Origin of the sequence: Anaeromyxobacter sp. K, from assembly GCF_000020805.1 — a bacterium.
GTDB classification, from domain to species: domain Bacteria; phylum Myxococcota; class Myxococcia; order Myxococcales; family Anaeromyxobacteraceae; genus Anaeromyxobacter; species Anaeromyxobacter dehalogenans.
In genome coordinates this window covers 4,965,585-4,990,642 of the sequence record NC_011145.1, presented here as the reverse complement: position 1 = coordinate 4,990,642, position 25,058 = coordinate 4,965,585, and the positions used below count along the sequence as shown (strand labels likewise).

The window sequence follows — 25,058 nt, the reverse complement described above, 5'->3', positions numbered from 1 at the left end:
GGGTAGCCTTCGCCTAGAGTGACGGCCCGATGCGAACCGCTCGCGCGCTCGTCCTCGCCCTCCCGGCAGCCCTCCTCGCCGCCGTACCGCTCGCCGCAAGGGGCGAGTGCACCCCGATCCCGCTCGCGGTGGACGGGATCGGCACGCCCGCCGACGAGCTGCTCCGGCTGGGCGAGCTGTCCGGCGCGGTCCCGCTCTCGCCGCGCGCCATCCGGCGCGGCGGCGCCCGGGTCGAGGCGCGCTGCGCGGAGGGCGCGCTCCCCTGGGACACCGCCGCGCTCGAGGCCGGCGCCGGGGCGGACGGCATCCGGCTCGTGCCGCTCCGGCTCGACGCCGCCTGGAACTCGCACTATCCGTCCGGCGGGGGGACCGCGGCGAGCGGGACCGGCAACGACGGCCTGCTCTGGGCCGGGCGTGGGACCTCCTCGATGCTCTCCGGCGGCGCGGCGTTCCGCTGGGGCCCGTTCTCCGGCGCGCTCGCGCCGGCCGTCTCCTGGTCGCAGAACCGCTGGTTCACCATGCGTCACAACGGCCAGGCCGGAGACCTCGCCTACCGGAACCCGTTCTACGGCGACGGCATCGACTACCCGCAGCGCTTCGGCGCGGGGCCGTTCTCCGACTGGAGCCTGGGCCAGAGCTACCTGCGCGCCGACGCGTGGAACGTGGCGGTGGGGATCTCCACCGAGAACCTCTGGCTCGGGCCCGGCCTGCGCAACTCGCTCACCATGACGAACGCCGCGCCCGGCTTCCCGCACGCGTTCGTGGGGACCTCGCGCCCGGCGAACATCGGCATCGGCACCGCCGAGGTGCTGGTGTACTGGGGGCGCCTGTCGCGCTCGACCTACGTCACGCACCCGACGCACCCGATGGTGAGCGGCCTGGTGGTGGACTACACGCCGCGCTGGGTGCCCGGGCTGACGGTGGGCCTCTCGCGCCACTTCGTGCAGGTGTGGGACGAGCTGCAGACGCGGGACTGGTTCGCGATGTTCCAGAGCCCGCGCAAGAACGACCTGAAGGGCTGGTACGACGATCCCACCGGCAACAACCCGAACGACAACCAGCTCGCCTCGCTGTTCGCGCGCTGGGTGTTCCCCGAGTCGCGCCTCGAGCTCTACGGCGAGTTCGGCCGCGAGGACCACGAGGGCTCGTTCTACCAGTACGTCCGCGAGCCGGACGAGACCGCCGCCTGGCTGCTCGGGCTGCAGAAGCTCTTCACCGCCGGCGGGCGCACCGTGCGCCTCCAGCTCGAGGCGACCGCGCTGCAGCAGGTGCGGCCGACCGACAGCCTGCGCGGCATGCCGACCTGGTACACGCACGCGCGCGATCTCTCCTGGACGAACGAGGGCCAGCTCCTCGGCGCGTCCATCGGCCCCGGCTCGGACAGCCAGACGCTGGCCGTGGACGTGTTCGGTCGGCGCGGCCGGATCGGCGGGTACCTCGAGCGCGTGCGCCGCGACAACGCGTACTACTGGGCCAGCATCGAGCCGCTGCGCGACGATCGCTACACGCACGACGTCGAGGTCACCGCGGGCGCGCGGCAGCTCCTCCTCGCCGGGCCGTTCGAGGTGTCGTGGGACGCGAGCGCGTCCTACCGCTGGTCGCGGGCGTTCCTGCCGCGCAACGAGCCCAACCTGCGCCTGCTCGTGCAGCTCGCGCTGCCCATCATGCCGACGCGCTGACGTCCGGATCGATCGGGCCGCCCGGCTCGCCGTCCGTCCCGGCGGCGGCGTCCGGGCCCGCGCCGGCCGCGGCGGGGCGCGCCGAGGTGGGCCGCAGCACCGCGATGAGCGAGAGCGGCGCGAACGGCAGCGCGCGGTCGATCACCCGGAACAGCGGCGTGAGCAGGTTGAGCGCCTTGATCTGCAGGAGGCCGAAGGAGCGGCGCTTCAGGAGCTTCCCGTTCAGCCACCAGGCCGGCGTGCCCACCCGGTTGAAGTGGAGCAGCTCCTGCACCTCGAAGCCGGCCCGGGTGGCGAGCTCCACGAGCGCGTTCTCGGTGTAGCGCCGCTTGTGCCCCAGCACCTCGTCGAGCGTGCCGAACAGCTCCGGGCCGCGCGGCACGAGCACGATGGCGCGGCCGGTCTCGGCGAGCGCCGCGCGGACGTTCCGGAGCGCGCCGAGGTCGTCGTCCACGTGCTCGATGATGTTGAGGCACACCACCGTGTCGAAGCCGCCCTCCACCTGCGGGAACGACTCGCCCCGGGTGACGTCGGTGAGCGTGACGTCGAGGTAGGGGCGATCGACGGTGAGGCCGCGGAGCGTCTGGAGGTAGAGCGGGTTCACGTCCGAGGCGACGTAGGTGTTGCGCGGGACGAGGCGCCGGGTGAGGTTGCCGGTCCCGCTGCCGATCTCGAGCACGCGCTGCCCGCAGAACGGCCGGATCACGTCCGCCATCCAGGCGTTGAAGCGCGGCGCGCGGGCGAGCCGCCCCAGGATCTGCGAGCCGTACGCGTCCTCCTGGTAGACGTGGTCGGAGAGCCAGAAGCGGGTGATGGCCCACAGTGCCTTCACGCCGTCCCGCCAGTTGATCTTCTTGCCCTCCTGGTAGGTGCGCCCCGAGTAGCTGATGGGGATCTCGAAGATGCGCGCCTCGCGCTTCGCGAGCTTGATGGTCAGCTCGGGCTCGAGGCGGAAGTCGTTCGAGACGATGGGGATCGACTTCAGGAGGTCGGTGCGGACCGCCTTGTAGCAGGTCTCCATGTCGGTCAGGTTCACGTTGGTCACCCAGTTGGTGAGGAACGTGAGCAGCCGGTTGCCCAGCTCGTGGCGGAACAAGAGCGCGCGCCGCGCCTCGCCGCCGGCGAAGCGCGAGCCGAACACCGCGTCCGCCTCCTCCTCCACGAACACCTTCACGATCCGGACGAGGTCGCGCGGGTGGTACTCGAGGTCCGCGTCGTGGATCACCGACAGCTCGCCGTCCGCCTCGGCGAGCGCGGTGCGGATGGCGCGACCCTTTCCGCCGTTCATGACGTGGCGGAGGAACACCCACTGGAACTTGCCCTGGCGGCCGTGCCCGCACAGCTCCACGCCGTTCTCGATGGGCCCGTTCTCCAGCCACTGCACGCCGCGCGCCGCGGCGAAGGCGCGCAGGACCTCGCCCGTGGCGTCGCGCGAGCAGTCGTCCACCACCACCACCTGCACGCGCTCGAGGTGCGGCGAGCTTTCCAGGATCTCGAGCCGGGCGAGCGAGGTCGAGACGAGGTGCTGCTCGTTGTAGACGGGGACGAGGACGGAGAGGGAGGTCATCGCGGTGCGGTTCTAGCAGACGCAGGCATCGCGGGGTACCCGCAGCCGGGGAGCGGGCGAGCCGCCGCCGAGTCGTACCGCCGAGGTCGGGCCGGCGAGGGTGCCCGTGCCCGGGCCTGGGTGCGGTGGCGATGGTGCGGCGCAGCGCGCCCCCTTCAGCGCCTGACCCGCACGTGGAGCCCGTGCGGCGCCGTCCCGGACAGCTCGATGAACCCACCGTGTACGCCGCCCAGGTGGTGGGCGAGGCACAGCGAGGTCAGGTTGGAGGGATCGTCGGAGCCGCCCCGGGAGCGGAGCCGGATGTGGTGCGCATGGACCGCGCTCCGGGAGCAGCCCGGCATCGTGCAGAGGCCCCCGTCGCGCTCGAGCACGCGCTGGTGGCGCGACCGCGGTGGCGGGACGGCGTCGAGCCACGTCTGGAGGAAGTGCAGCGCCATCCATTCGAGGCACGTCTCGTCGCTCAGCCGGGTCCCCGCCGCATCACGGGCCGCGCGGACCACCGCCTCGAGCAGAGAGAGCACCCGGCGAGGCATGCGAACCGGCATGTCGCCGCGCGCGCACATCTGCGCGTCCTCCCGCGCGTCCGCCTCGCGGCGGAGCGCGACGCACGGGGTGGTCTCGGCGCGCGCGATCCAGGCGTGGACCGTGTCGCCGTCCGCGGCCGCGGCGATGACGCGGGCCTTCTCGTAGGAGATGCGCCGCGCCGCCATCGCCTCGCGGAGCGCCGGCAGCTCGTACAGGCGCCGCTCCAGGGCGGCGCGCTGCTCCACCGCGCGGCCCGACATGCCGAGGCGCTCGGCACAGTAGTGCGAGAAGGAGGCGAAGCCCGCCTCGCGCCACAGGCGCAGGCTCATCATGAGCAGGCCCAGGTGGCCCACCAGCGCGTCCCAGCGGTCGCGCTGCGCCGCCAGCTCGCCGAGGCGCGCGTCGAGGACCGGCGGGGTGGGCGCGTCGTCGTCCGGCGAGGGCGGCGCCGCCACCGGGTCGAGCACCTCGAGATACGACCAGCGGTCCGTCTCGGCCTCGAGCGCCTCCATCGCGGCGGCCAGCCACTCGCTGCGGGCATCGCCGGGCCAGTCCTCCTCCGCCTCGTCCGCGCCCTGCACCCGGCCGTCCGGCTCGAGCGGCTCCGGGTGGGAGGACAGGAACTCCTGGCACATGATCTCGACCCTCGCCCAGCGCGGGGCGTTCCCTCCCAGCATCCGGCCCGCAAGCGCGAGCGCCTCGTCGAACCAGGGGCGGCCGCTCCGGGTGAGCGGCACGTCGATGCGTACGAGCCGCTCCGGCTGCTCTTCCGGCAGCGATCCCCCGGCGCGCCGGACCGCCGCCGCCAGCCCCCGGACCGATTCGGTGCGCGCCCGCGCCACCCAGGCCGCCTCGTCCACGCCGCGAGCGGCCTTCAGGACGGTCTGCGCCTTGCGCGTGCTCACCTCGCCGCGCCGGACCGCCTCGCGCAGGAGCGGCCGTTCGCGGAGTCCCCGCGACAGGCTCGCGAGCTTCTGCGCCGTGCTCGCGGCGATGCCGAGCCGCTCGCGCGCGTAGTCGCCCACGCTCGAGAACCCGAGCGCGAGCACGCCCGGGCCGCGGGAGAGCGCCGCGAGCCCGTCGCCGATCGCCAAGTCGACGGCACCCTGGCTCCGAGCCACGCGGACCAGCAGCCCGTCGATCAGCTCCGCCGCCTCGTGGCGCAGCACCGAGCGGCGCTCGCGCGGCGTGGGCAGCTCGAGCGCCCAGGCGTGGGCCGAGAGGGCCTGGAGATCGAGGCCGGGCGGCGGGGTGCCCGGCGGCTGGCGAGCGGCGGCGTCCACGCATCGAGCCATACCGGGAGTGTCTGACACTCTGCGTATGCTCGCGACGCAGCGCGATGGGAGGTCATGCGCTGCCCCGAGGCCTTCGCCGCCGAGATCGGCCGCCACCCCGGCATCGTCGTGGGCCGCCTGCAGCACGATCGGCACCTGCCGTTCAAGAACCTGCGCGCGGCGCTCGTGCCCGTGCGAGAGCACCTCCTGTCGCAGGGCTGGGGCGAGGTGCCGGCTTCCGCGACCGCCCCCTGATCGCCGCTCACCCCGCCGCTCACCCCCGCCAGCCAGGGCGCCGCTGCGGCAAACCGGCGCCGCAGACCCTCCGCGGGGCACCATGGCTCCCCGGCATGAAACCCCCCGCCCCCGGTGGTAGGTTCGGCCGGCCTGGCGCCCCACCGATCGGTGGGCGGCGCCGGGGACGAGACGCAGCACCGGCCCGCGGATCGGGTCGCAGGGGGAACATCGTGATCAAGGAACTCGAGGCGCGGATCGCCGCGCGCACCGCGCGCGTGGGCGTCATCGGCCAGGGCTACGTCGGTCTTCCGCTCGCGCTCGTGTTCCGCGAGGCGGGCTTCCCGGTGCTCGGGCTCGACGTGGATCCCGCCAAGATCGCCGCCATCGCGCGCGGCGAGTCGTACATCAAGCACATCGGGCCGGAGCGCGTGAAGGCGGCGGTGGAGAGCGGGCAGTACTCCGCCACCACCGACTTCGAGCGGCTGCGCGAGTGCGACGCGATCCTCATCTGCGTCCCCACGCCGCTCGGGCCGCACCGCGAGCCCGACAACTCGTACATCCACTCGACCGCCGAGAAGATCGCGAAGCAGCTCCGCCCCGGGCAGCTCGTGGTGCTCGAGTCGACGACGTACCCCGGGACCACCGACGAGGAGGTGAAGCCGCTGCTCGAGAAGAGCGGGCTCCGCTTCGGCGACGACTTCCTGCTCGCGTTCTCGCCCGAGCGCGAGGACCCCGGCCGCAAGGACTTCAGCACCAAGACCATCCCGAAGGTGGTCGGCGGCGTGGACGAGGCGTCCACCCGCGCCGCCGCCGCGCTCTACGGCGCCGCGCTCGAGAACGTGGTGCCGGTGTCGAGCGCCCGGGTGGCCGAGTCCTGCAAGCTGCTCGAGAACGTGTTCCGGTCGGTGAACATCGCGCTCGTGAACGAGCTGAAGGTGATCTTCGACCGGATGGACATCGACGTGTGGGAGGTGATCCGCGCCGCGTCCACCAAGCCGTTCGGCTTCATGCCGTTCTACCCGGGGCCCGGCCTCGGCGGGCACTGCATCCCGCTCGACCCGTTCTACCTCTCCTGGAAGGCCGCCGAGCACGGCGAGTGGGCGCGCTTCATCGAGCTCGCCGGCGAGATCAACACCCGGATGCCGCGCTACGTGGTGCAGAAGGTCGCCGACGCCTTGAACGGCGACCACAAGTCGGTGAAGGGCTCGCGGGTGCTCGTGCTCGGGCTCGCCTACAAGGCCAACATCGACGACGACCGCGAGTCGCCCTCGTACGAGATCATCGAGCTGCTGCGCGAGGGCGGCGCGGTGGTGGACTACTGCGACCCGTACTTCCCGAAGGCCCACCGGACCCGCAAGCACGACCTCGGCCTCTCGTCGGTGCCGCTCGACGCCGCCACGTTCGCGTCCTACGACGCGGTGGTGGTCGCGACCGCGCACGAGCTGTTCAAGGACCCGAAGCTCTTCCGCGGCGTGCGCCTGGTGGTGGACACGCGCAACATGGTCCCCGCGCTCGTGCAGGGGAGCGGCGGGCCGCGGGTGGTGAAGGCGTAGCGGACGGGCGCGGGGCTACCCCCGCGCCGCCCACTGCGCGTGGAAGCGATCGAGCGCGACGTCGACGGGGAGCGGCCGCGAGCGCAGCAGCGCCGCCGCCCGCGAGACGTCGAGGCCGCTCCGGAGCGGGCGGGGCGCGAGCAGCTTCACGTCGGCCGTCCTCACCGGGACGATCTCGCCCGCGAGGCCGAAGCGCGCCGCCACGCGGCGGGCGAAGTCCACCCGGTCGAGCGCGGTCGCGCCGGCGGTGTGGAGCACGCCGCGGTAGTCGTGCTCGAGGAGCAGCTCGAGCGTCATCTCCGCCGCGCTCTCGGCGAGCGTCGGCGAGACCACCTGGTCGGAGAACGCCTTCACCGGCTCGCCGCGCGAGAGCTTCTCCACCACCTGCGTGGCGAACGTCGGCTTCGCGCCCCTGCGGCCGCTGTACACCACCGCCACCCGCGCCACGGCGGCGTCCGGCGCGATCACGAGCGCCGCCTCCTCGCCGCAGCGCTTGGTGCGAGCGTAGGCGCCCCGCGGGTCCGGCACGTCGTCCTCGCGGTAGCCGCCGCGCGTGCCGTCGAAGACGTAGTCGGTGGAGACCGCCACCAGGCGCGCCCCGAGCGCCCGGCAGGCGCGCGCCACCTGCTCGGTGCCGCCCACGTTGGCGCGCCAGGCCAGCTCCGGCTCGCGCTCGCAGCCGTCCACGTCGGTCATCGCGCCGGCGTGGAGGACCGCCCCGGCGCGGAACTCGAGCAGGGCCCGCTCGACCGAGTGCCCGTCCGAGAGATCGGCGTCGGCCCAGGCGAACCCGCCCGGCGCGAGCCGGCACGGGCCGCGCCCGATCCCCAGCACCTCGTGCCCCGCCGCCGCCGCCAGCCCGACCGCGGCGCCGCCCAGCAGACCGTTTGCCCCGGTGATCGCGATGCGCACGCGGCGAGCCTACCGCCGAACCGCGCTGCGGCAAACGAGCGCCGTCCGACCCGGCGCGGGCACCATGCCTCCCGGGCATGAAAGGCGCTCCCCCTGGTGGTAGGGTTGGCCGTCCGTGGCGCGCAGGCGGCGCCCGGTCGCACTCGGGGGAAGACCGCCGCATGACCAGTCGCAAGGGAATCATCCTCGCGGGCGGAGCCGGTACGCGGCTCTACCCGGCCACGCTCGCGATCTCGAAGCAGCTCCTGCCGGTCTACGACAAGCCGATGGTGTACTACCCGCTCAGCGCGCTCATGCTGGCCGGGATCCAGGACATCCTCGTCATCTCCACGCCGCAGGACACGCCGCGCTTCGAGGAGCTGCTCGGGGACGGCAGCCAGTGGGGGCTGCGGCTCGAGTACAAGGTGCAGCCCAGGCCCGAGGGCCTGGCGCAGGCGTTCGTCCTCGGCGCCGACTTCGTGCGCGGCGGGCCGTCGGCGCTGGTGCTCGGCGACAACATCTTCTACGGCCACGACCTGCAGAACATCCTGCGCGCCGCCGACGCGCGCGCCGACGGCGCCACCGTGTTCGCGTACGCCGTGACCGACCCCGAGCGCTACGGCGTGGTGGAGTTCGACGCCGAGCGCCGCGCCGTGAGCATCGAGGAGAAGCCCGCGAAGCCGAAGTCGCGCTACGCCGTCACCGGCCTGTACTTCTACGACCACAACGTGGTCGAGCTCGCCTCCAGCATCCGGCCCTCCGCGCGCGGCGAGCTCGAGATCACCGACCTCAACCGTCTGTACCTCGAGCGCGCGCAGCTCTCGGTCGAGATCATGGGCCGCGGCTACGCCTGGCTCGACACCGGCACGCACGACTCGCTCCTCGACGCCGGGCAGTTCATCGCCACCATCGAGAAGCGGCAGGGGCTGAAGATCGCCTGCCCGGAGGAGGTCGCCTGGCGGCAGGGCTGGATCACCGACGCCGAGCTGGAGCAGCGCGCGGCGGCCCTCGGCAAGTCCACGTACGGTCAATACGTGCGGAGCCTGCTCGGGACCCGGGTGTTCTGATGGAGGCCCGCGCCACCGCACTGCCCGGCCTGCTGGTCGTGGAGCCGCGCGTCTTCGGCGACGCGCGCGGCTACTTCTTCGAGAGCTTCAACCAGAAGGCGTTCGACGCCGCGGTGGGCCGGCACGTCGAGTTCGTGCAGGACAACCACAGCCTCTCCGGCCGCGGCGTGCTGCGCGGCCTGCACTACCAGCTCCCCAACCCGCAGGGGAAGCTCGTGCGCGTCACGCGCGGCGAGGTGTTCGACGTGGCGGTGGACCTCCGCCGCGGCTCGCCCACGTTCGGGCGCTGGGCCGGCGAGATCCTCTCCGCCGAGAACAAGCGCCAGCTCTGGATCCCCGAGGGCTTCGCGCACGGCTTCCTCGTGCGCTCCGACGAGGCCGAGTTCGTCTACAAGATCACCGACTACTGGCACCCCGAGCACGAGCACTGCATCCGCTGGGACGACCCGGTCCTCGGCATCGACTGGCCCACCGGCGGCGTGCGCCCGCTCGTGTCGGCCAAGGATGCCGCCGGGCGGCCGTTCCGCGAGGCCGCCGTGTTCGAGGGCCCGGAGCACCAGCGATGAACGTCCTCCTCACCGGCGGCTGCGGCTTCATCGGCTCGAACCTGGTCCGGCTGCTCCTCGCCGAGCGGCCCGGCTGGCGGGTCGTCAACCTCGACAAGCTCACCTACGCCGGCAACGCCGAGAACCTCGCCGCCGTGGAGGGCAGCTCGCAGTACCGCTTCGTCCGCGGCGACATCGGGAACGGCGAGCTGGTGGCCGAGATCTTCCGGACCGAGCGCATCGACGCGGTGATGCACCTCGCCGCCGAGAGCCACGTGGACCGGTCGATCCTCGCGCCGGCGGTGTTCATCGACACGAACGTGCGCGGCACCCAGGTGCTGCTCGAGGCCGCGCGCGAGCACGGGGTGAAGCGGTACCTGCACGTCTCCACCGACGAGGTGTACGGCTCGCTCGGCCCCACCGGCTACTTCACCGAGACGACGCCGCTCGACCCGTCCTCGCCCTACTCGGCCTCGAAGGCCTCGAGCGACCTGCTCGCGCTCGCCTACGCGCACACGTTCAAGCTCCCGGTGGTGGTGACCCGCTGCTCGAACAACTACGGGCCCTACCAGTTCCCCGAGAAGCTCATCCCGCTCATGATCGCGAACGCGCTCCGCGACCTCCCGCTGCCCGTGTACGGCGACGGCATGAACGTGCGCGACTGGATCCACGTCGAGGACCACTGCCGCGGGCTGCTCGCCGCGCTCGAGCACGGCCACGACGGCGAGGTCTACAACCTCGGCGCGTCCAGCGAGCGGCACAACATCGACATCGTGAAGCAGGTGCTCCGCGAGGTGGGCAAGCCCGAGACGCTCATCGCCTACGTGAAGGACCGGCTCGGCCACGACCGCCGCTACGCCATCGACGCCACCAAGGCGCGGACGAAGCTCGGCTGGGCGCCGCGCCACCGCTTCGAGGAGGCGCTCGCCGACACGGTGCGCTGGTACCGCGAGCACCGGCCGTGGTGGGAGCGGATCATCTCGGGCGAGTACCTGAAGTACTACGAGCGGCAGTACGGGCGCGGGTAGCGGCCCGGGCGCCGCCCCGCCGCGCTACCCGTGCCGCGAGACCGCCGGCCCCGCCCCGGCGCGCAGCTCGCGCTCGGCCAGCGCCACGTCCGACTCCATCATCAGCCGGACCAGCTCGGCGAAGCTGGTGCGCGGCCTCCAGCCGAGCTGCCGCGTCGCCTTGGACGGATCGCCGAGCAGGTAGTCCACCTCCGTCGGGCGGTAGTACCGCGGGTCGATCTCGACGTGCTGGCGGTAGTCGAGCCCGACGTGCCCGAAGGCCGCCTCGCACAGCTCGCGGACCGAGTGCGCCTCGCCGGTGGCGACCACGTAGTCGTCGCCCTTCGGCTGCTGGAGCATCAGCCACATCGCCTCGACGTAGTCCTTCGCGTAGCCCCAGTCGCGCTTCGCCTCGAGGTTGCCGAGGTAGAGCTTCTGCTGCAGGCCCACCTTGATGCGCGAGGCGGCGCGGGTGACCTTGCGGGTGACGAAGGTCTCGCCCCGCCGCGGCGACTCGTGGTTGAAGAGGATGCCGTTCGAGACGTGGAGGCCGTAGGCCTCGCGGTAGTTCACGCCGATCCAGTAGGCGTAGACCTTGGCGCAGCCGTAGGGGCTGCGCGGGTAGAACGGCGTCGCCTCGTTCTGCGGCGGCGGCGAGGCGCCGAACATCTCGGAGGAGGACGCCTGGTAGATGCGGGTGTCGGCGAGGTTCAGCTCGCGCACCGCCTCGAGCAGGCGCGTCGCGCCCAGGCCCGTGACCTCGCCCGTGTACTCCGGCACGTCGAAGGACACGCGCACGTGGCTCTGCGCGCCCAGGTTGTAGATCTCGTCCGGGCGGAGCTTCTTCAGCAGCAGGTTGAGCGACGAGCTGTCGTTGAGGTCGCCGTAGTGCAGGAACAGCCGGCAGCCCGGGGTGTGCGGGTCCTGGTAGATGTGGTCGATGCGCTGCGTGTTGAAGGACGAGGAGCGGCGGACCATGCCGTGGACCTCGTAGCCCTTCTCGAGCAGCAGCTCCGCGAGGTAGCTGCCGTCCTGGCCGGTGATGCCGGTGATGAACGCCTTCTTCACGCGATGCTCCCTCGGTTCGCCTCGAACCACTCCACCGTCTCGCGCAGCCCGTCCTCGAAGCCGATGCGCGCCTTCCAGCCGAACTCGCGCAGCGCCTTCGAGGTGTCGAGCATGCGCCGCGGCTGGCCGTTCGGCTTGGTGGTGTCCCAGACCAGCTCGCCCTCGAAGCGGCACAGCCGGGCCACGAGCGGCACCAGGTCGCGGATCTTGATCTCGAACCCCGCGCCCAGGTTCACCGCCTCGGACTTGTCGTAGCGCTCGGCCGCGTCGAGGATGCCCTCGGCCGCGTCGCGCGCGTGCAGGAACTCGCGCGAGGCCGAGCCGTCGCCCCACACGACGATCTGCCGGTCGCCGCGCTCGCGCGCCTCGACGCACTTCCGGACGAGCGCCGGGATGACGTGCGAGGTGCGCAGGTCGAAGTTGTCGCGCGGGCCGTACAGGTTCACCGGGAACAGGACCACCGAGTGGAACCCGTACTGCTGCCGGTACGCCTCGCTCTGCACGAGCAGCATCTTCTTGGCGAGGCCGTAGGGCGCGTTCGTCTCCTCCGGATAGCCGTTCCAGATGTCGTCTTCCTTGAACGGCACCGGGCAGAACTTCGGGTACGCGCAGATGGTGCCCAGCGCGACCAGCTTCTTCAGCCCGACCTGGCGGCCCACCTCGATGAGCTGAACGCCCATCATGAGGTTGTCGTAGAAGAACTTGCCCGGGTTCTCGCGGTTCGCCCCGATGCCGCCCACCCGCGCGGCGAGGTGCAGGACCATCGTCGGCCGTGCGTCGCGGTAGAGCGCCCGGACCCCCTCCATCTGCACGAGGTCGTAGTCCTTCGAGCGGGGCACGAAGACGTCCTTCGCGCCGCGCCGCCGCAGCTCTTCCTGGACGAAGCCGCCGAGGAACCCCGCGCCGCCGGTGACGACGACGCGCTCGGAAGACCAGTCGAACGTCATGGGGGCGGAGCGTAGGGGGTGTGGGAGCGCGGGTCAACGGGAGCAGCCTCCGGTCACGCCCGCGGCGGACGGCGGCCGTCACTGCCGGTCGTCTGTCCACCGAGATGGGAAAGTCGCGCAGAGCGCGCACGTGGGCGTCATCCCGAGCGTGCGCAACTAGGTGCACGTCGAGGACCACCGCCGTAGGCGCGCTCGGCGCGCCGGAGCACGGCCGCGAGGGCGAGGTCTACAAGTTCGGCGCGTCGAGCGAGCGGCCCAACGTCGAATCGTGAAGTAGGGGAGTCGCCTCCGTCGTGACAACGCCGGACTTATAGACGCGCTCGCCAATATTCATCGAACGTATGCTGGAGGACACGCCTTCCGCTCACGCTCCAGAGCGGCCACTTTGAGCGGTGCTGAACGGCCGACGCCACGGGCGACAGACAAGGTAGGGACCTAGGGCGCACCAGGCGAGCGCGCGAAAGGTCGTTGAGGCCTCGCTGCGAGGCAAAAACAAAAGCACTGACAGTACTATCGCAGAGAAAACAACCCTCGCGTCTCGGCCCTCTTCGTAGCGAGAGCCGGCAAGCAGGGCCGCGAGGAAGAAGCCCGCGAATCCGCAATAGAGCGGTCCTCCAAACCGGCCAAAATTGATATAGCCTTCTGCGACGAGCGAGAATCCTAAACCGCCGCCCACGTCGGCGAGCCAAGGCGCTACCTCGCGAGTGAGCCACTCTCCGTACGAGTATGCGCCGGGATGGCGTTCCCAGAAAAGATTCGGCACCACCGTGGACACGGCGCGGATGAGCCCCATGCCTCGATCATAGGGCCGAGCGTTCGGCACTAGCTCAATCGTGTGAGCCACCGTTCCCATCGTCCCGCCCATCTCGCTGATCGTGTTGGTGAGCGGGTTCTCGACAGCGAGGCCGCCGCGCATGGCTGCTATGCGCTCCTGCGCGTCTAGAGTGCGGATCGCCCGGATTACGGGAAACGCGAGGATGACGAGTGCGGCCGAGACGCAAACAAGCAAGGTGCGGTTCAGGCGTCGGACTAACCGATCGTGGACGAGAAGCATTGGCACCAAAGTCATAACCGCGTAGCCGCGCTGCCCGATGACCAAAAGCGAAAGCGCTTTTCCGATTGCTATGGCCCACGCGAAGCGCACGTTCCATGGTGACTCGGGGCGAGTGGAAAGAAGTATCAAGAGTCCGGGAGTCAGAAAGATCGCGAGGAGACCTCCAAGATTGTGGAGCCCCACGTTGGCTGCTGCGTTTTGGTATATGGAAAGATAGCCGGACGAGAGAATGGCTTGGATCGACGTAACGAAGTCGGCGATGGCCGCGGGGATCGCCACAGCAGAAAAAGCCAAGCCCACTGACCGAAGTCGTGTGGTGCTAAAAGCGCAACCTGAAAGAGGAATGGGACGCGGTTTGCGCAGAAGGCTGCAAAGCGCTCCAAAGTGGAGCTGCGCAAGTGACGCGTTCACTACAAGTGACGTGCGTTCAGTGGTGATCATCGAAAACGCGGCATTTAACGGTCCCGCCGGTAGAGCTCCGACAGCATAGAGTCCAAGCTGTCCGCCGCTGAACAAGGCAAACGCGAGAAGAAAAGCCGGATAAGCCTCGAAGAGCCGTCCTGCTAAAAGGCGCCAAGAGGCGAAACCCCAAAGCGCACTGCACAAAAAGAGAATCGAATCGGTGCGAACGTCGTCGCCAGCGCCCGAATTCCACAAAGAAGCGATGCGGACAAGGGTGACGCATGCTAGCGCCCCTTGCACCGACAGCACGATGCCGACCCGCACCATGGAGCGCGTTGCCAATGGTGAAGCCATCGCGTCCCCTTGAGCCGATGTGATGCGGTGTCTCGGTGAGCGGCGCGAACGTCAGCGTGCGCCGTAGAGAGCAGCGAGATGCTGCAGGCTGCGTTGCAGCCCGAAAGAACTGGTCTCAAGCGCGGTCACGGCCGTCAGGAGATCAATCCGTTGAGCACTCAATGCCGCGGATGTCCACGCCTCTAAGGGGCTTGACAGCGCGAGCCGGCGACACTGAGAAGGAATCACAATAGCCTCGGGCGTGATGGCGTCGGACATTACTACCGGAAGGCCGGCCGCTTGGGCTTCCAATACGGAAAGAGGAAGGCCCTCGTAAAGGGAAGGCATGACGAAGACATCCATACAGCTGCATAACAGCCGCGGGATATCGGCGCGGATACCGGCAAAGACAACTCGGCGCTCGATGCCGAGCGACCGCGCGGCATGCTCAATCGCGGGGCGTAGCGGGCCGCCGCCTACCAGAAGAAGCCATACCTCCGGTCGCGACCGCATAGTCGCCGCTGCAATCTCCAAAAGAAAGCGGTGGTTCTTGGGTGTGTCGAAACGACCGACATGTCCCAGCACGTACGCGTTCGCTGGGATGCCGAGTTCGTGTCGGACAGTACCGAAATCGTTGGCTTGTTGTCGGAACGGTAAAAGATCGATAGCGAGGTGCTGGACGCTCCAACGGTCATCAACGCGCCAATCCGGTCCGAAGAGCGAAGCGGCCGCAAGTTCGCTCACGGCAAGCCCGCGCGTAGCGGATGTGCTTAGGAGCCACCTGGATACGCGCGCGTATACCTTGCGCCTAAGCAAAGCTGACGGTGTCAATGCGCTATGGCTGTGTGCGATACGAACGGGAATGCCGGAGAGCCTGGCCACAAATAGAACGACGCCGCTGAAATGGTGAACGTGGCTGTGGACGACGTCGTAAGGCCCGAAGCGTCGAAGTGACGCAAGCAGGCGAGCCGGATACAGCGCGCTTCGCGGGTGCGGACATCTGATGATCCTCGAGCCTCGTTGCAGAATCTCGTCGTCATACGCGGATGGCTCGTCCGTCTGAACGAGGAAGTCGAATGCGAACCTGCGAGGGTCGCTGTTTCGCAGGATGTGCATCAGCCAGGTCTCTACGCCGCCCCGGTTCATGCTGCCCACTACGTGAAGTACGCGTACTGGGTTCGCCACCTCAGGCTCCCCATGGGCTGCGGGCGAGGAACCGCGCGGGAAGAAGGACCTCCTCGCCGGCGGGTGGGCCGATGCGTTCTCTGAAGCGCGCAATGATCAGGCCCGCAGCGATGCGTACCACGCGGCTGCCTCGCGGAGACCGGCCGCTACGTCATGTGTCGGAACGTATCCAAGCAGCGCCCGAGCGCGGTCGACGTTGGCCAACGAATGGCGGATATCGCCAGGTCGGAACGGCTTGTAGGCGGGAGACGCGTTCGCGGCTTCGGGACGAACGCGGGCGACTTCGGTGCGGATGAGTTCGAACAGAGTGTTCAGTGACGTCTGCGCGCCGCAGGCTACGTTGTAGGTGCGCCCGACCGCCTCGCGGTCCGATGTCGTCGCGGCAAGTAGATTAGCCTGAACTGCGTTTGCCACGTAACAGAAATCACGAGTGGTCTCGCCATCGCCATTAATCACCACTTCCGTTCCGCTGAGGAGGCCAGCGAACCACTGGGGCATCACGGCTGCATACGGACCATTCGGATCTTGGCGCGGACCGAACACGTTGAAGTATCGAAGCCCGATGAGCTCCAAGCCGTAAGCTTGGCCGAACACGTGCGCATACAGTTCGTTCGCGTACTTCGTGACCGCATACGGCGAAAGCTGCTTGCCGACCTGATCCTCGACCTTGGGAAGCGCAGGATGGTCGCCATAGACCGAACTGGAACTCGCGTAGACGAGTCGCCGTGCACCGGAATCCCGTGCCGCTAGGAAGACGTTCATCGCGCCCGTGACGTTCACATCATGCGAGGTTCGCGGGTCCTTGAGCGAGCGTGGCACGGAACCTAGGGCAGCTTGATGGAGCACCAGGTCGACGCCGGCGCACGCGCGAAGGCAGGTGGCGAGGTCGCGAATATCACCCTTGATGAATGTCAACGTGCCGCGGAGGTCTTCGCGCACCGACTTCGTCGCGTCATCCAGGTTCGAGAGGTGACCCGTCGAGAGGTCATCGAGAACGATGACGTCCTGACGGAGTGAAAGCAGCTTCTGTACGAGATGCGAGCCAATGAAGCCCGCTCCCCCTGTTACAAGCCAGCGCCGTGGCGCCGCGCGAAGGTCCTCACACACATGATCGTAGGTGGTTTGCATCGGATCTCAGGCCTTCACCAGACGGAACGGCATCCGCTTCCCAGAAAACAGCGGTGCGATGATGTTGCGCGTGTCGATGACGAGCTTCACGTCCCCGTACAACGCGGCATTCTTGAACACGTCGTGCGCGGTGGACACCACGACAGCGTCATAACTTGCGAATACCTGCGGAGTGCAGGGCACGGTGGAGAGCGTGAGCTCGTGCTTGCGGCCCTTTCGCGCCGCCGGGAAGAGCGGGTCGCAGTAGTCGGCCAGCGCGCCAGAGTCTCTCAGGAGCTCGAGAATTTCGTACGACGGGGACTCCCGATCGTCGTCGATATTTGCCTTGTAGGCCAAGCCGAGTACCAGCACCCGAGCCCCCTTTAACGCCTTGCCCTGCTCGTTGAGCGCCGCCATGGCCTTGCTGACCACATGGCGTGGCATCCGGGTGTTCACCTCCCCGGCCAGTTCGATGAAACGGGCCCAGTCCCCGTACTCGGCAGCCTTCCAGGAGAGATAGAAGGGGTCGAGCGGGATGCAATGACCTCCGAGCCCCGGCCCGGGATAGAACGGCATGAAGCCGAACGGCTTGGACTTCGCCGCCTCGATCACCTCCCAGACATCGATGTCCATCCTGTCGAAGATCACCTTGAGCTCGTTGACGAGCGCGATGTTCACCGAGCGGAAAATATTCTCCAGGAGCTTGGCTGATTCGGCGACACGCGATGTGGCGACCGGCACCACCTTGTCGAGCGCCGCTCCGTAGAGGAGCGCCGCCACTTCCGTGGATTCGGGGTTCACTCCGCCAACCACCTTCGGGATCGACTTCGTGGTGAAGTCACGGCGGCCGGGGTCTTCGCGTTCCGGCGAAAAGGCGAGGAAGTAGTCATCCGGCGTGTGCAGGCCTGTCTGCCCGAGAATCGGCTGAACCTCGCCATCCGTCGTTCCGGGGTAGGTTGTCGATTCTAGGACGACCAACTGGCCTGGCCGCAGGCGCTTCGCGATCTCACGGGCTGTCGCATGAATGTAGGAATTGTCAGGCTCGCGGTGAGCGCCGAGCGGCGTCGGTACGCAGATGAAGATGGCATCGCACTCACGGAGTAAGTCGAAGTTCGTAGTGGCCGAAAACGAACCGCTTGCAACTGCGGCTGCGACGCGCTCGGGGCCGATGTGCTTGATGTAGGACTCCCCACGCATAAGGGCAGCGACTTTGCCGGCGTCGAGGTCGAAGCCGGTGACCCGAAACCCGGCCTCCCGGAAGACGAGCGCCAGGGGCAGGCCGACGTAGCCTTGGCCGATGACTCCCACGCGCGCAGACCTATCGTCGATTCGCTTACGGATGTCCGTCACTTACAACTCCCACAAGAAGGTGATTTCCAGAGTGTTGTCATGCGTGCATCAGAAATCGCCCGCGGCCGTACGTGCGCGGCGATCACGGTGTCCCCTGCGGGCCAGTTGCAGCGTCCTCGAAACCGCTCGGGCGCATCTCCTTGGATGCCCGCAACACCACGTACGCGCTCCCGAGTAGTTGAACCGTGGCAGCTACGGCGAGCGCCCAAGCACATCCTAGCAGCCCGAACGGCGGTACCAGCACCAAGCACAGGATGCCTAGCACCGCGATGAGAACAAGAAACAGCGGCACCTGCGCCCGGAATTGCCTGGCAGCGGTCATGCCGTGCCCAAGGAGCGAAGCCACATACCCAAGGCCGCCACCCACCATCAGCCAGATAAACACGTTCGGCTGCCCAGCATACTCAGCTCCAAACACGACGCGGAGCAGCGGCTCCCCGGCGAGAATCGCGACGGCCACAGCTCCGCCACCCAACACTGCGCCGATCAGGAGCAGAGCGCCGAGATTGCGGCGGAACCGAGCCACATCTCCGGCCGCGAACAGGCGGGCCAATCCAGGCGATGCCGATTGCCCGAGTGCGCTAACAAATACGCCTCCAGCAGCTACGAGCGAAGATAGGACCGCAAAGACACCCAAGTCTCTGTTGCCGAGGACGCGCTCGATGACGAATCGCGGGATGTTGGTCTGAAGCGACCCGAGCATGAGCACAACGCCGAGCGGTGCGGCAAGCACGAACAGGCGCTGCATGGGCGCACGCGCGAAGACGGGCGCGCCCACCTCGCATTCGCCGTGCAGGAGATGCCGAACGCTCGGAATATCGTGCACCAGAAGCACGGAGAGCCACGCCAGCGCCATTCCAGCGGACGCGGACGCAGCACTCTCAAGGGCGAGCAGCCCCACGACTACGCCCACAACCGCAAGGACGCCCCGTGCGATGAGCGATCTGGCGACCACGTCCAAGCGCTCTTGCTGCTGAAGGTACCCGTAGTGCACGTCGCTCAGGCCTTCGACGGCCTTCGCAAGGGCCACAAAAAGAACGGTAAGCCATGCCTCACGGTCTTTCGCTGCGGTAAGCCCCAGCCCGACAGCACTCGCGGTAGCGAACACCATCGCAACAACTCGCGTCCCGAAATATGTTCCGAACCGAAAGTCGCGGCGCGAGTCAGTCGCCTGAACGCCACGAAGCTGAAGGCCGGCGAGCAAGAATATGGGAGCAGTCAAGGCAAGGCCCAGGGCGAACTTGCCCACGGTCTCGGGCGTCCCGAGTCGCGCCAGTGCGATGAGCATCAGCCACTGGCACGCGGCGTAGAAGGCGTTCCCGAATGCCGCCCACGCGACGTTTCGGCGAAAGCGCTTCGGTGGATCGCTGCTTCCCTGGCCGCCGGTCTCGGTCGCCATTCGAATCGTGCCTATCTCGCCGTGCGGGCGGTTGGCGACGCGCGGCCCCGGAGTGCGAGAAACTCTTCGGTGATCGTTCGAAGCGTGCGAAGGAATTCGGTGCGCCGCGGTGCGAGCACCGTCATCGAGAAGCGATGGGCTCGGGCGAGGTTCTGTGCCGAGGTCAGGGTGAGACGCTCAGGGTCATCGGCAAGACGGGCGATGGCGCTCGCGAGCGATGCGGCGTCGCCGGGACTGGCAAGGCATTCAGGGGGAAGGAGCTCGGGAATACCGCCGGCGGTGGAACCTATGCACGGCAAGCCGCGCGCCATCGCTTCCACCATGGCGCGCGGAAGCCCCTCGGTCCGAGACGGCAGCACGAAGAGGTCAGCACGGTCAAGTTCCCGCCGAATCGCCTGGCCACCAGGCAACCAGCCAGCAAAGTGGATACGATCTCCGAGCGCCCGTGCGGCGGCGCTGTCCTCGAGTTCCGCGCGGCGCCGCCCGTCTCCGACGATCGTTACCGCTAGTTCGCGACCGCTAGCGACCAACTGGGCCGCGGCACCCAAGAGTACATCCGGGCCCTTGTAGAGCTGCTCGAGACTGCCGACAAAGACGATCCGCCGGGCGGGGCGCGTATACACGCGTGGCGTATCGACGATGGCCTCCGGCAGGAGGCGGATCGAGGAGATCGCGAAACTCGGTCCCAGGCATGGATATCGTTGTTGGAGCGCTGCTTCCGTAACGTAGGAGGCCGCGCACGCATGGGCGCACTCGTGCCGCAACCGGCTGGTGGTCAGCCATCGGAACACGGGGCGCAGCGGGTGGTCCACCGCGCCCGGAGCGAACACGTCATATGGGTCGCCGACGACCTCGATGCCGTACGGACGGCGACGGCGAGACAGATGCACGCCCAGGTAGCTGGCGAGAATGGAAGGCCCGCGAAGCATGAAGGCTTCGCCGGTGGAGGCGAGGTCACCCGCCACCGAGAATATCGACGGAGCTCGGAGAACGTGCTGAGCGGGGCCCACATAGTACGGCAGCGGAGCAAAGGTCACCCCGTCTCGGTCAGCGCGAGCGCTCCGGTCCGGCTGCCGCGCCACCGCGCGTACGCGAGCCATGACGCGAACGGAGTCGAAGACCTCGAGGTAGGCATCCCAGAAGCTTGCGTTGAATCCTCCGGCGGCCCAGATCGACCCATCAGGCGAGCGGTCGAACCGCTGCTCGAATGACAACGTGAGGCTGACGTTCACGTTCAGTCCTTATCGGTAACTCAATGCGGCGCCCCGACAGCACCGGGAATGTCAGACGTGGTTGCAGTCCGCGGGCGCACGGTGAATCACGACAGCGGCGACCTGTTCAGCGATCGTCGCCCAAGATGCCGCGGCCCTCTTGTGCTCGAGGCGCGTCTGGATGGAGGAATAGAGTTCAGGATCACGGCAGAGCCGCCGAAGACCCTCGCGGATCGACCCGGGATCCGGATCAACGAACACCGCTTCTCCGTCCTCGAACTGTTCTGGCAGGCCGCCGACCCGGGTGGCGACGACCGGCAGGCAGGCGTCAATCGCGTGCGCAACGACTCCGGACTGCGTCGCCTCTACATACGGAAGCACAAGGATGTGCGCGTCGTTGAGGTGCTGAATGATGTCGGTTTCGCTGAGCCAGCGGCGCTCGATCGTTAGCCCATCAAAAGGCGCTACAGCAAGATCGTAGCTGGGGGATCCAGCGACCACCAAGCGACCGAACTCTTCCCGATTCAGCCCGCGAACCGCCTCGCACAGCAGCTCGACTCCCTTGTATCGGGAGATGCGACCGAGAAAAAGAATGTTCGGCCTATTCGAATGGTGACGAGTCGTGACGACGCCTGGCAGGCGGAACACACCGTGAGGAATGACATGCACTCGGCCCAAGAGAGTGAGCCTGCCGGTCACTTCAGTTGCAACGTGCTGGGTGAGGAAGATTAGGTCCGTCGCAGAGCGCATCCCGATCTTCCAGAGTATCGCGCCGACGGTCGTCTTCTCGCCCGCGTGCTCGATGCCGTCGTGAACCGTGTAGACGACCCGCTTTCCGAAAGCTCGGAACAGCAAGATGATGAGGGTTTCCCAGTGATGCGAGTATGGCAAGTAGAGCGCTGCGTACCGCCCGCGAATGAGGCCCCAGAAAACGCGTGCCACAAACCACGGATAGGCGAACAGCGTTCGAAGCACGAACTCAGGTACGGACCGATAAGTTGCGAGCTTCTGATGAACGCGACGCGGCGGCTGCTCGGTCGTGAACGACGAGACGACATTGTGCGTACGAGGGCCGTGCCATTCGTCCAGGATTGCAGAGGCATAACGTACGCATCCGCCGTTACGGCCCAATGACAACACCAAAACAGCCGCGCCGCCTCGGGAATGACACGCGTCGCGCGGTCGCCGTGAAGGTTGCCCAGCGGGTACGGGGTCGCCGAGCCTCGACGCCGACACGCGCTGCGGCTCGGGCGTGATCGCGGGGTTCATCGGGACGCCTTCCGCGCGAGCGCGACGTTATGCCCGTGCGCGACGCGCCGAGCCGAAACGACCAATGCATAGAAGAGAAGGACTGCGGCGAGGGCAAACGCCAGTCGTTGAGTAGGTTGGGCCGAAGCGGCGAAGACGGTCAGCCCGGCGACAGCAAAGAACGCAACGTAAGCGCATCGCGTGATGGCGATGTGCGGAACGCCGAAATCGAGCGGTCGCTGATACAGGTGCGTTCGATGGGCCTCGGCGACGCGCTCACCACGAAGAAGGCGCCGGATGAGAGTCGTGGTCGCATCCAGAATGAACATCGAGAATGCCATTGCAACGAGGTCAACGCTGATCGCAGCTTCGCCTGCCGCGAACGGAAGGGTCGCGAAGAAGAAGCCGAGCGCTGTGGACCCCGCATCTCCCATGAAAATCGAGGCCGGTGGGTAGTTGAACCGAAGGAAGCCCAGGCTGGCAGCCGCGGCTACCAGCGCGAGCGTGGCAACGATCGGTTGGCCGGCCGAGTAGGCAACCGCTGCGAGGGCGGCGCCGCCGATGACCGCCTGACCGCCTGCGAGCCCGTCGATGCCGTCCATGAAGTTGAAGAGGTTCGTCATCCAGACGATCCACAACGTTGCGATCGGAAGTGTGATCCAGCGCGGCCAGTCCGCGGCGAACGCGAGCGCGGGCCCGATCGCGTCCTGCCTGGCCCACAGGACGAACACCGCCGCTATGGCCTGGATGAGCAGCCGTGTTCGTGCGGCGAGCGGGTGCAGGTCGTCCACGAGACCGATCGCGGAGATGAGGGCCGTCGCGCCCAGCACGGGCGCAGCGCTCCAGTCCGCCGAGGCCGCGCAGGCCACCGTCGCGACGACCAGAAACGTGGACATGAGGGCGACCCCACCCAGCCGCGGTGTCGGGCGAGCGTGCGCGCTCCGCGCATTGGGAACGTCGAGGCGATTCGTGCGAAGCGCGAGTTCGCGAACGGCCCACGTCAAGATTGCGGAGGAGGCGAAGGCGGCAGCGGCGAGCGATGCGCCGAGGTAGGGGGTCATCGGGTGGCCTCGCGCATCCACCGAGCGGTGAGGCGCATTCCTTCGTGAAGCGAGACTCGATCGCGAAAGCCGGATGCGAGCGCGAAACGAGTTCCATCGAAACGGGACGGTTTCGTGAGCGTATCGACGGACTTCAGAAGGCTCGCTCCCCGGCCTCCCAGACGAAGGAGGATGTCTCCCGTGAACGCCGCGAGCCGAGCGGCCCGGAGCGGCACGTGCGGCGGCCTCCAGCAGCCCATGGCCTCGAATGCAGCCGCGTGAATCTCGCCGAGGGTTCCAATCGCATGGGGCGCAACGACATACGTTCCGTCGGCGGTTGGTCGTTCCGCCGCCGCCCGGAGCGCCCGCGCAGCGTCGGCAAAGTGCAGGCACGCCTTCGGTGTGTCCGGATCGCCAATCGGGACGTACCGCCTCCGCCCGATGGCCCGAAGCATTCGCTCCATGTTGCCGCGGCCGTGGGGCCCGTACAGCAGCGGGAAGCGCAGGATCGTGTACCGGAGCCCCCGTTCGCCCTCGGACCGGATCGCCTCCTCGGCGGCGAGCTTGGTTTGACCGTAAGGCGTGCGTGGGGCAGGAGCGGTGTCGTCGGTCGCAGTTCCTTCGCCGCCATCGTACACGGCGACGCTGCTCGCAAAGACCAGCTTCACTCCGGCAGCCCTGCACGCGCGCGCGAGCCGCGCGGTGGCGTCGACGTTTACCTCGTGAAGCTCGCGAAGGTCTCGTTCGCTCGAGACGCCCCTGTGGACGTACGCAGCGAGGTGAAACGCAACGCTCTCCCCGGCGACGAGGGCGGGCCAGTCCGCCTCCCGCAGATCCGCCACGCGCAGTCGCGTCGCGGAGAAAGGTGCCGGTGAAGACTTCGCTCGGACGAGCCCCGTCACGCAAACGCCCGCCACGAGCAACTCCGTGGTCAGGGCTCGGCCCAGAGCACCGGAGGCCCCCGTCAGCAAGACGCGGTGCGGAGCGTCGACCGCACCGACTGGCTCGGAGATGCTCATCATGCGCTCGCCCGCCGTCCCGTGCGTGCCTCGGCCGCGATGGCGGTGTTCCCGAGAAGGCGCCCGTACAGCTCCTCGTGAAGGCGCAGGACCTCGCCGAGGCCGTATTCACGAACCCGATCCGCCGCTCTGCGCGCTCGAGCGAGCGCGCGCTCGGGATCGTCCACGACGCCCGCCATGGCCGACGCCAATGACCCCACATCGTCGATGGCAACGAGGAAGCCGCAGTCGTCCCCCAGCAGCTCAGTCGTGCCACGCGCGCGCGTTCCGATGACCGGCGTGCCGATCGCCATCGCCTCGAGGACGCAGCGAGGCAGACCCTCGCGCACGGATGCCAGGACCAGAGCACTCGCGCCCGTCATCAGCGCGGGAACATCTCGGCGATAGCCGAGAAAGTGAACTCGATTCGAGAGAGACAGGGAGCCCGCGAGCTGCCGCACGCGGCTTTCCTCTGCGCCGAACCCGGCGAACACGAGGTGCGCCTCCCGCCCCGATGCACGAAGCCCCGCCAACGCCCGAACGACGTTGGCGTGTCGCTTGTTCCTCGTGAACTCGGCGACGACCAGGAAATATGGAGCGCCACGCTCGATGGCGAGCTCGTCGCGGACCTTCTGGATCACCTCGGGGTCGGCACGCCGAGCCCGACAGCCCTCGATGTCGACGCCGATTCCGGGCATGCGAACGAGCGCATCGGGTGCCACGATGGAGTGATTGATAGCGGCTCTCTCATCCTCCTCGTTGATAACGATGAGCGCGTCGGTCCAGCGGCCGCCGATCCGCTCGAGCACGCGAAATGCCGCGTTGGTCGGGTGGCGCCCCCTGGAGTGAAAGTGGAACCCGTGTGCGGTGTACACGACCCGCGGCGCACCGACCTGGCGCATTGAACGGAGCGCGAAACGCGTGACGAGCGCGGCGACCGGCGTGTGTACGTGAACGATGTCGTAGCCGCGCTGCTGCTGGAGTCGGCGGAGAACCCGGGGCGCGCTCAGATTCACCGGCGAGAACGGGTTTCTCGACCACGGAGCGGCGTGTACCTGCGTGAAATGCCGTGCGAGGGAAGGCCCGAACTCGTCACCGGCAAGCGCGTCGACCTCCCAACCCAGAGCGCGGAAGTGCTCGGCGTAGGGAACGAGGAACGCGTCGATCGTGCGCGCGATGGTCGTGGCGATGAGGAGTCTCGGCATACGTGGCTCGACCACGTGCGACTGCCGGGCGCGAGCGAGGGGCGATAGTACTCGCGGAGCGCTGTTGGTCCAGCCCCCCCCGGCGCTTGCCAGCACCAACGGCCTGGGGGCGTGATCGGCGACAGGATCGCTGCGGCCGTGCGTCTGTATGAGCCCAGGGGCGCCC

The 25,058-nt window shown here is 68.3% G+C and carries 21 protein-coding genes; 6 read left to right on the top strand and 15 right to left on the bottom strand.

Features of this window, described 5'->3' with window-relative positions; translation table 11 throughout:
- The first annotated feature begins 29 nt into the window (after window positions 1–29).
- A complete protein-coding gene (locus ANAEK_RS22240) occupies window positions 30–1,679 on the top strand; it encodes a capsule assembly Wzi family protein (protein ID WP_012528383.1) in 1,650 nt (549 codons plus the stop codon).
- On the opposite strand, the gene ANAEK_RS22235 is transcribed toward ANAEK_RS22240, so the two are convergent.
- Both ANAEK_RS22235 and ANAEK_RS22230 read right to left on the bottom strand, forming a co-directional pair.
- Window positions 1,663–3,246 carry a glycosyltransferase gene (locus ANAEK_RS22235; protein WP_012528382.1) on the bottom strand — a complete coding sequence of 528 codons (1,584 nt, stop codon included), beginning with the start codon at window positions 3,244–3,246 and terminating at the stop codon, window positions 1,663–1,665. The two genes, ANAEK_RS22240 and ANAEK_RS22235, sit on opposite strands and share 17 nt — an antisense overlap.
- A gap of 155 nt (window positions 3,247–3,401) precedes the next feature.
- On the bottom strand, window positions 3,402–5,054 hold the full coding sequence (locus tag ANAEK_RS22230; RefSeq protein WP_232288319.1) for an HNH endonuclease signature motif containing protein: 1,653 nt from the start codon (window positions 5,052–5,054) through the stop codon (window positions 3,402–3,404).
- A 66-nt stretch (window positions 5,055–5,120) separates the two neighbouring features.
- On the opposite strand from ANAEK_RS22230, the gene ANAEK_RS22225 reads away from it, so the two are divergent.
- The gene (locus tag ANAEK_RS22225) at window positions 5,121–5,300 is read left to right on the top strand and encodes a hypothetical protein (RefSeq protein WP_012528380.1); all 180 of its coding nucleotides are present in this window, start codon (window positions 5,121–5,123) and stop codon (window positions 5,298–5,300) included.
- Window positions 5,301–5,512: 212 nt separating this feature from the next.
- Window positions 5,513–6,835: a nucleotide sugar dehydrogenase gene (locus ANAEK_RS22220; RefSeq protein WP_012528379.1), complete on the top strand. Its 1,323-nt coding sequence runs from the start codon at window positions 5,513–5,515 to the stop codon at window positions 6,833–6,835.
- Window positions 6,836–6,850: 15 nt separating this feature from the next.
- Here ANAEK_RS22220 and ANAEK_RS22215 read toward each other — a convergent pair whose 3' ends face one another.
- Entirely contained in the window at window positions 6,851–7,747 is an 897-nt protein-coding gene (locus ANAEK_RS22215; RefSeq protein WP_012528378.1) for an SDR family oxidoreductase, read from the bottom strand.
- 161 nt (window positions 7,748–7,908) lie between these two features.
- Between ANAEK_RS22215 and rfbA the strand changes: the two genes are divergently transcribed.
- Genes rfbA through rfbB form a run of 3 tightly spaced genes read left to right on the top strand, consistent with a single transcriptional unit; the run spans window position 7,909 to window position 10,366 of the window.
- The gene (gene rfbA / locus ANAEK_RS22210) at window positions 7,909–8,793 is read left to right on the top strand and encodes a glucose-1-phosphate thymidylyltransferase RfbA (RefSeq protein WP_012528377.1); all 885 of its coding nucleotides are present in this window, start codon (window positions 7,909–7,911) and stop codon (window positions 8,791–8,793) included.
- Entirely contained in the window at window positions 8,793–9,359 is a 567-nt protein-coding gene (gene rfbC / locus ANAEK_RS22205) for a dTDP-4-dehydrorhamnose 3,5-epimerase (protein ID WP_012528376.1), read from the top strand. The genes rfbA and rfbC overlap by 1 nt, the downstream gene beginning before the upstream one ends.
- Window positions 9,356–10,366, top strand: coding sequence for a dTDP-glucose 4,6-dehydratase (gene rfbB / locus ANAEK_RS22200; RefSeq protein ID WP_012528375.1), 1,011 nt, complete (start codon window positions 9,356–9,358; stop codon window positions 10,364–10,366). Before rfbC ends, rfbB begins: the two co-directional genes overlap by 4 nt.
- A 24-nt stretch (window positions 10,367–10,390) precedes the next feature.
- On the opposite strand, the gene gmd is transcribed toward rfbB, so the two are convergent.
- The 12 genes from gmd to ANAEK_RS22150 all read right to left on the bottom strand — a co-directional run bounded on the left by gmd (window position 10,391) and on the right by ANAEK_RS22150 (window position 24,892).
- A complete protein-coding gene (gmd, locus tag ANAEK_RS22195; RefSeq protein WP_012528374.1) occupies window positions 10,391–11,413 on the bottom strand; it encodes a GDP-mannose 4,6-dehydratase in 1,023 nt (340 codons plus the stop codon).
- Complete coding sequence (locus tag ANAEK_RS22190) at window positions 11,410–12,360, bottom strand: GDP-L-fucose synthase (protein WP_012528373.1); 951 nt, start codon at window positions 12,358–12,360, stop codon at window positions 11,410–11,412. The genes gmd and ANAEK_RS22190 overlap by 4 nt, the downstream gene beginning before the upstream one ends.
- 364 nt (window positions 12,361–12,724) lie before the next feature.
- Window positions 12,725–14,170, bottom strand: coding sequence for an O-antigen polysaccharide polymerase Wzy (gene wzy / locus ANAEK_RS22890; protein WP_012528372.1), 1,446 nt, complete (start codon window positions 14,168–14,170; stop codon window positions 12,725–12,727).
- Window positions 14,171–14,221: 51 nt separating this feature from the next.
- On the bottom strand, window positions 14,222–15,295 hold the full coding sequence (locus tag ANAEK_RS22885) for a glycosyltransferase (protein WP_255344386.1): 1,074 nt from the start codon (window positions 15,293–15,295) through the stop codon (window positions 14,222–14,224).
- A 135-nt stretch (window positions 15,296–15,430) separates the two neighbouring features.
- Window positions 15,431–16,462, bottom strand: a complete 1,032-nt coding sequence (locus ANAEK_RS22880; RefSeq protein WP_012528370.1) for an SDR family oxidoreductase — start codon at window positions 16,460–16,462, stop codon at window positions 15,431–15,433.
- A gap of 6 nt (window positions 16,463–16,468) precedes the next feature.
- On the bottom strand, window positions 16,469–17,791 hold the full coding sequence (locus ANAEK_RS22180) for a nucleotide sugar dehydrogenase (RefSeq protein ID WP_012528369.1): 1,323 nt from the start codon (window positions 17,789–17,791) through the stop codon (window positions 16,469–16,471).
- Window positions 17,792–17,873: 82 nt separating this feature from the next.
- On the bottom strand, window positions 17,874–19,190 hold the full coding sequence (locus ANAEK_RS22175) for a lipopolysaccharide biosynthesis protein (protein ID WP_012528368.1): 1,317 nt from the start codon (window positions 19,188–19,190) through the stop codon (window positions 17,874–17,876).
- An 11-nt stretch (window positions 19,191–19,201) separates the two neighbouring features.
- On the bottom strand, window positions 19,202–20,422 hold the full coding sequence (locus ANAEK_RS22170) for a glycosyltransferase (RefSeq protein WP_012528367.1): 1,221 nt from the start codon (window positions 20,420–20,422) through the stop codon (window positions 19,202–19,204).
- 51 nt (window positions 20,423–20,473) lie between these two features.
- Window positions 20,474–21,670: a glycosyltransferase family 4 protein gene (locus ANAEK_RS22165; protein ID WP_012528366.1), complete on the bottom strand. Its 1,197-nt coding sequence runs from the start codon at window positions 21,668–21,670 to the stop codon at window positions 20,474–20,476.
- Complete coding sequence (locus ANAEK_RS22160; RefSeq protein ID WP_012528365.1) at window positions 21,667–22,710, bottom strand: glycosyltransferase family 4 protein; 1,044 nt, start codon at window positions 22,708–22,710, stop codon at window positions 21,667–21,669. The genes ANAEK_RS22165 and ANAEK_RS22160 overlap by 4 nt, the downstream gene beginning before the upstream one ends.
- Window positions 22,707–23,711 (bottom strand): NAD(P)-dependent oxidoreductase, encoded by a 1,005-nt coding sequence (locus ANAEK_RS22155; RefSeq protein WP_012528364.1) that lies wholly within the window; start codon window positions 23,709–23,711, stop codon window positions 22,707–22,709. Before ANAEK_RS22155 ends, ANAEK_RS22160 begins: the two co-directional genes overlap by 4 nt.
- On the bottom strand, window positions 23,708–24,892 hold the full coding sequence (locus ANAEK_RS22150; protein WP_012528363.1) for a glycosyltransferase: 1,185 nt from the start codon (window positions 24,890–24,892) through the stop codon (window positions 23,708–23,710). Before ANAEK_RS22150 ends, ANAEK_RS22155 begins: the two co-directional genes overlap by 4 nt.
- Window positions 24,893–25,058 lie beyond the last annotated feature (166 nt).

What these genes read in the sequence shown, in the direction of transcription:
- ANAEK_RS22175 (WP_012528368.1), bottom strand. Translation starts at nt 19,190, where the DNA reads ATGGCGACCGAGACCGGCGGCCAGGGAAGCAGCGATCCACCGAAGCGC.
- ANAEK_RS22155 (WP_012528364.1), bottom strand. Translation starts at nt 23,711, where the DNA reads ATGATGAGCATCTCCGAGCCAGTCGGTGCGGTCGACGCTCCGCACCGC.
- wzy (WP_012528372.1), bottom strand. Translation starts at nt 14,170, where the DNA reads ATGGCTTCACCATTGGCAACGCGCTCCATGGTGCGGGTCGGCATCGTG.
- ANAEK_RS22885 (WP_255344386.1), bottom strand. Translation starts at nt 15,295, where the DNA reads ATGAACCGGGGCGGCGTAGAGACCTGGCTGATGCACATCCTGCGAAAC.
- rfbB (WP_012528375.1), top strand. Translation starts at nt 9,356, where the DNA reads ATGAACGTCCTCCTCACCGGCGGCTGCGGCTTCATCGGCTCGAACCTG.
- ANAEK_RS22160 (WP_012528365.1), bottom strand. Translation starts at nt 22,710, where the DNA reads ATGACCCCCTACCTCGGCGCATCGCTCGCCGCTGCCGCCTTCGCCTCC.
- ANAEK_RS22165 (WP_012528366.1), bottom strand. Translation starts at nt 21,670, where the DNA reads ATGAACCCCGCGATCACGCCCGAGCCGCAGCGCGTGTCGGCGTCGAGG.
- rfbA (WP_012528377.1), top strand. Translation starts at nt 7,909, where the DNA reads ATGACCAGTCGCAAGGGAATCATCCTCGCGGGCGGAGCCGGTACGCGG.
- ANAEK_RS22235 (WP_012528382.1), bottom strand. Translation starts at nt 3,246, where the DNA reads ATGACCTCCCTCTCCGTCCTCGTCCCCGTCTACAACGAGCAGCACCTC.
- ANAEK_RS22150 (WP_012528363.1), bottom strand. Translation starts at nt 24,892, where the DNA reads ATGCCGAGACTCCTCATCGCCACGACCATCGCGCGCACGATCGACGCG.
- ANAEK_RS22880 (WP_012528370.1), bottom strand. Translation starts at nt 16,462, where the DNA reads ATGCAAACCACCTACGATCATGTGTGTGAGGACCTTCGCGCGGCGCCA.
- ANAEK_RS22190 (WP_012528373.1), bottom strand. Translation starts at nt 12,360, where the DNA reads ATGACGTTCGACTGGTCTTCCGAGCGCGTCGTCGTCACCGGCGGCGCG.
- ANAEK_RS22240 (WP_012528383.1), top strand. Translation starts at nt 30, where the DNA reads ATGCGAACCGCTCGCGCGCTCGTCCTCGCCCTCCCGGCAGCCCTCCTC.
- ANAEK_RS22225 (WP_012528380.1), top strand. Translation starts at nt 5,121, where the DNA reads ATGCGCTGCCCCGAGGCCTTCGCCGCCGAGATCGGCCGCCACCCCGGC.
- rfbC (WP_012528376.1), top strand. Translation starts at nt 8,793, where the DNA reads ATGGAGGCCCGCGCCACCGCACTGCCCGGCCTGCTGGTCGTGGAGCCG.